This is a genomic window from Novosphingobium sp. (genome assembly GCF_036820275.1).
GTDB lineage: Bacteria > Pseudomonadota > Alphaproteobacteria > Sphingomonadales > Sphingomonadaceae > Novosphingobium.
In genome coordinates this window covers 1-4,747 of the sequence record NZ_DAISLT010000087.1, presented here as the reverse complement: position 1 = coordinate 4,747, position 4,747 = coordinate 1, and the positions used below count along the sequence as shown (strand labels likewise).

General features: G+C 60.4%; 4 protein-coding genes. 3 read left to right on the top strand and 1 reads right to left on the bottom strand.

Going from position 1 to position 4,747, the window contains the following annotated elements:
* Nucleotides 1-244: 244 nt before the first annotated feature.
* From V7066_RS28695 to V7066_RS28685, 3 genes are all read left to right on the top strand, one after another.
* The gene (locus V7066_RS28695) at nt 245-1,954 is read left to right on the top strand and encodes a thiamine pyrophosphate-dependent enzyme (RefSeq protein ID WP_334186330.1); all 1,710 of its coding nucleotides are present in this window, start codon (nt 245-247) and stop codon (nt 1,952-1,954) included.
* Nucleotides 1,955-2,341: 387 nt separating this feature from the next.
* Nucleotides 2,342-3,184 carry a hypothetical protein gene (locus tag V7066_RS28690; RefSeq protein WP_334186329.1) on the top strand — a complete coding sequence of 281 codons (843 nt, stop codon included), beginning with the start codon at nt 2,342-2,344 and terminating at the stop codon, nt 3,182-3,184.
* A gap of 608 nt (nt 3,185-3,792) precedes the next feature.
* Complete coding sequence (locus V7066_RS28685; RefSeq protein ID WP_334186328.1) at nt 3,793-4,155, top strand: PRC-barrel domain-containing protein; 363 nt, start codon at nt 3,793-3,795, stop codon at nt 4,153-4,155.
* Between the two features lie 38 nt (nt 4,156-4,193).
* Here V7066_RS28685 and V7066_RS28680 read toward each other — a convergent pair.
* The coding region (locus V7066_RS28680; RefSeq protein WP_334186327.1) for an NYN domain-containing protein at nt 4,194-4,747 on the bottom strand (554 nt) is incomplete at its 5' end.

Sequence of the window (4,747 nt, the reverse complement as noted above, 5' to 3'; positions counted from 1 at the left end):
AGAAGAGTTCCGTGTTGCCTCGAACGTAGGCGTGGGCGGAACGCGCCATTTTGAAGTCTCGGCGAGCATGAAGGGTTGCAAGGCGATCTGCCGGGACGACGAATTTCATGCCGACACAAACGAGCAACACTATGCAAGTGTTCCAGATGCAGCCGAGGTTGTGAAAATGGCATCGAGCCATCGGAACAGGCCATGTCCTCGCGGATTTTTGCTCCTGCCAAACATATACAAATGGGAAACAAACATGACGACAGTGGCGCAGGTGATCGTGGAGACGCTCCAGGCCGCAGGTGCGCGCCGCTGCTACGGTGTGCCGGGTGACACGCTCAATCATGTGACCGACGCGATCCGGACAAGCGACATTCGATGGGTTCATGTCCGGCATGAGGAGGCGGGCGGCTTTGCGGCCGGCGCTGAATCTCTTCTGACGGGCGAACTTGCACTTTGTGCCGGGTCGTGCGGCCCGGGCAGTCTTCACTTCATCAACGGACTGTTCGAATCCCACCGCAATCGTGCGCCGGTCGTCCTGATCGCCAGCCAGATCGTGCGGGACGAACTTGGCTTCGATTTTCCGCAGGAAGTCGACTTTCGCGCCATTTACGAGAGCTGCAGCGTCTTCTGCGAGGAAATCCGCACGCCGGAGCAGGCGCGGCGCAAGACCGCGATGGCGGCTCAGGCGGCCCTGGCCAAGCGCGGCGTTGCGGTGCTGATCGTGCCGGCGGACATCTCCAGCGCCAAGGCACCGGACGAGCCTGCATTTGCCGTCCATCGCGCAAGTCCGGTCGTCGTGCCCGCGGATCATGAATTGGAACGTATCGCGTCCTTGCTGGAGCAGGGCAAGAAAATCGCGATTTATGGCGGATCGGGGTGCGAGAACGCGCATGACGAGGTGGTTGCACTCGCGCGCAAATTGCAAGCACCCGTGGCGCACACCTCGCGTGCAAAGGACTTTCTGGAGTACGGCAATCCATTCGATGTCGGGATGACGGGGATCTTCGGTGGAGAGGCCGGGTATCACGCACTTATGTCATGCGACACACTGCTTCTGCTAGGCTGCGATTTCGCGTGGCGCCAGTTCTATCCGCAGAAGGCAACGATCATCCAGATCGATCTCGACGGGACGCATCTTGGGCGACGCCATCCGGTCGATTTCGGTGTGGTGGGCGATGTTGCGGAGACTCTCAAGGCATTGCGCGGGCGGGTGGACGCGCGGTCCGATCGAGCCTTCCTCGACGATTGCCTGTCGAAGCGCGAGAAGATGGTGGAAAGGCAGGGCAGGCATGCGACGGTCGGCAAGGGCGGCGCGATCCGTCCGCAGTACCTTGCCGAAGTCATATCCCGCGCGGCGCCTGCCGATGCGATCTATACGGCCGATGGAGGGTCGCCGATGGTCTGGTGCCTGCGCCACGTCGCAGCGACCGGGAGCAACCGTACGGTGATCAGCCTCAGTCACGGGACGATGGCCAATGCAATGCCGCAGGCGCTGGGCGCCAAGGCGGCATTCCCCGACCGGACGGTGATCTCGCTCTCGGGGGATGGCGGCCTGGCCATGATACTGGGCGACCTGCTCACCGCCGTGCAGGAGAAATTGCCGATCAAGGTCGCGGTGTTCAACAACAGCGCGCTGGATTTCGTGGAGATCGAGCAGAAGGTCGAGGGGCTGCTCGATGCCTATACCAATTTGCTCAATCCCGATTTCGGCCGCGTCGCGGAAGCCATGGGTCTGTGGGGACGCCGGGTCGAAAAGGCGCAGGATCTGGAGGGTGCGGTGCAGGCGTGGCTCGATGCCCCGGGGCCGGCATTGCTCGACGTCGTCACCGACAGGTTTGAACTGGTCATGCCGCCGAAGATTGAGGCAGGACAAGTCGCCGGGATGGCGCTCTATTCCGCCAAGGCGGTGCTGGGCGGGCGCGGCAAGGACGTTGCGGGCATGATCCGGAACCTGCTGCCATGAAGGGCGGTGCGAGCGGAGCGGGGGGACTCGTCGCGGGGCTGACCCGCGACCATGCTTTGTCCCGCAACCTTCTCCTGATCGCCTCGCTTTCACGTTTAATAGCCGGATAGGCTGCGTCCGATCAGGCAGGTTTCGCACTGAGATAGTCAAATTTAGGCGCAGGGAAGTCCTAGAGCCCGACGTAGTGCGGGAATGCTCAGGCATGGCCGCTCCCCTCAACGCCCGTTCCCGTACTGCCCTCAGGTTGTAGGCGAATTCCACTGCCGGACCATCAAGCGGGGCCTTACGCCGGACATTATTGAGGCAATGGAAGTATCTCGCACGCAGGTTTGCGCAGATCTTGCATCATCGTTGATATCGATGCGTTGCTCACCCCTTTGGTGAGCTATGAAGGCCGCGATTACTGCTGTATCGAAAGCGATCGGCCAAGCGAAGCTCAGGACACTTGAGATGGCGTTGACCACTATGCAAAGGGCGGTATTTGCGCCTGACGCGCGGTTCTTTGCAATTACGGCGATTGTCATGGCGCTGATAAACGTTGGCGCTTTTTCGTTCTTTGCAGCCATGGGCATATCGTCGTTCCACGCGCCCGTTGCGGTACATATCCACGCGATATTGTTCATGGGGTGGGTCTTGCTGTTCGTGTCTCAGGTGTCGCTTGGAGCCACCGGATCGCTCGCCCTTCACCGCAAGTTGGGCTGGCTGGCGGTAGGCTGGGCTTTGGCGATGGTCATCGTCGGCACCATGACGACGATATGGAGCGCCCAGAAAGCTGCAGTGCCGTTCTTCTTCCTACCCGCGCAATTTGTAGTGATGAACCCGTTAAGCGTGATGCTGTTCGCGGCGCTCTTGATTGGGGCAGTGGCGAAGCGGCGTGATCGCGAATGGCATCCACGCCTGATAATATGTGGCATGGCAGCGATCATGGGGCCATCTTTCGGGCGGCTGCTACCCGCTCCCTTGCTCATGTACTCGATGCTGACTGCCGTCTTCATCGGGATGATCGCTTTTCCCGTTGCCGGCATCGTCCGGGACAAGCTGCGCTACGGCCGCGTGCATCCGGCATGGTGGCTTGGCTTGGTTTCGCTCTTGCTGTTGCAATTGGCGACTGAGACACTGGGCCGGAGCGCAATTGCCGGAGCAATCTACGCACGCGTGGTAGTGGGAACGCCGGGCGCGCGTGTGCCTGGGCTGATTTACCAGCGGCCGCCGTTTCCGACAGATTCGTGACTTTGGTCAAGCTACCGGCGAACCTCATCATCGAAAACGACCCGTTGCCGCCTGTCAGCCGTTGATTTTGCGCTGCCGGCTGCGGCACTTCGACCTTCACCTCTTCAATGCCCACCAACGTCCGATTGACGGCTCTGTGCTGTTTACCGGCTACGCTGATCCGGGGCCGGCGCCTCGGATGGCGCCTCGTCAGGTTCATCGATATTTGGCACCTCGGGCGCGATTTCCGGAGGTTCCTGGAATGGAGTCTCCGCAGGTGGCATATCTGGCGGCATCTCAATCGGCGATTGCGGATTGATAGTGTCGGGCGGCGGCATCTCTGGATTCGAAGCCATGAAATTCTCCTCTCGCTGACATAGCGACCAAGAATATTCGTGGTTCCCGAGTTCCAGGCGAAGCCGGAAGAAACACTCTCTTGGAGTGAACATCAAAATTAAGGACCGCCCGGTTTGTTGGCTGTGCAGGCAGGCGAAATCCGGTGCTTGATGTGAACTTCCCTTTCTCGCACGGCATCAAGGCGGAACGCGGCCAAGCGCCGGACGTTTGATTGGAGCAAACCTTCTGTTGGAGGGTGTGAAGATCAACCGGCAACGGCAAAGGAATGAACAATGGCGGATCCAGCCGCAGCAACTCCGACCCTCGTTGAAGCGGATACCTCCGGGCTGAAAGTGCGGTCTCGCGATGGCGACAATCTCGGTCACATCAAATCGTTCATGGTCGACAAGCGCTCTGGCCAATCGACCTATGCCGTATTGAGCCTTGGTGGTTTTCTGGGCTTCAACAAAAGCTTCTATCCCGTGCCCTTCAGTTTGCTGGCTTACGATGCACCGGCGGATGACTATGTGGTCACTATCGATCGGCGCGTGCTGGAAGGTGGCCCTAGCTGGGCGAACAATGCGCCTGAGTTCAATCAGGCGTACGCCGATCGCGTGTCGAGCTACTATGGTACGCCATCTGCGCAGATCGTTTGATGGCGGTCCGATAGCGCCCAGCGCGATCTCTCGGTGACCTATGGTTTGGACTTTCCGTTGCTGCCCGGTTTGGGGGGCTGCTTGTATCGGATATGGACGCCGCGCCCCGGTGTGCGCCTGACTTCGAAGGCACCGGTCTTTTCCACCAGGTCGCCGAGCTTGGCATGGCCGAAAGTGCGGGGGTCGAAGTCGGAGGCAAGCGCGGCAAGGCGCTGGCCAACGCCGCCCAGCGACACCCAGCCGTCGTCGTCTTCAAGCTGTTTCACCGCCCGCCGGATCAGCGGAACCGCCATGGTAGGCGAGCGGGCAGCCGAGGCAGGGCGCTGATCCGGTCGTTCCGGTTCGTCGGAAGTCGGCGCTTCCGGAAGCAAGTTTTCCGTATAGATGAATCGCTTGCAGGCCTGGCGGAAGCTTTCGGGTGTCTTCTGCTCCCCGAAACCGTAGACATCGATGCCCTGTTCCCGGATGCGGGCGGCAAGCCGGGTGAAGTCGCTGTCAGAAGACACTAGGCAGAACGCCTCGAAGCGGCCGCTATGAAGCAAATCCATGGCGTCTATGACCAGAGCAATATCCGATGCGTTCTTGCCGACCG

What these genes read in the sequence shown, in the direction of transcription:
- V7066_RS28690 (WP_334186329.1), top strand. Translation starts at nt 2,342, where the DNA reads ATGAAGGCCGCGATTACTGCTGTATCGAAAGCGATCGGCCAAGCGAAG.
- V7066_RS28695 (WP_334186330.1), top strand. Translation starts at nt 245, where the DNA reads ATGACGACAGTGGCGCAGGTGATCGTGGAGACGCTCCAGGCCGCAGGT.
- V7066_RS28685 (WP_334186328.1), top strand. Translation starts at nt 3,793, where the DNA reads ATGGCGGATCCAGCCGCAGCAACTCCGACCCTCGTTGAAGCGGATACC.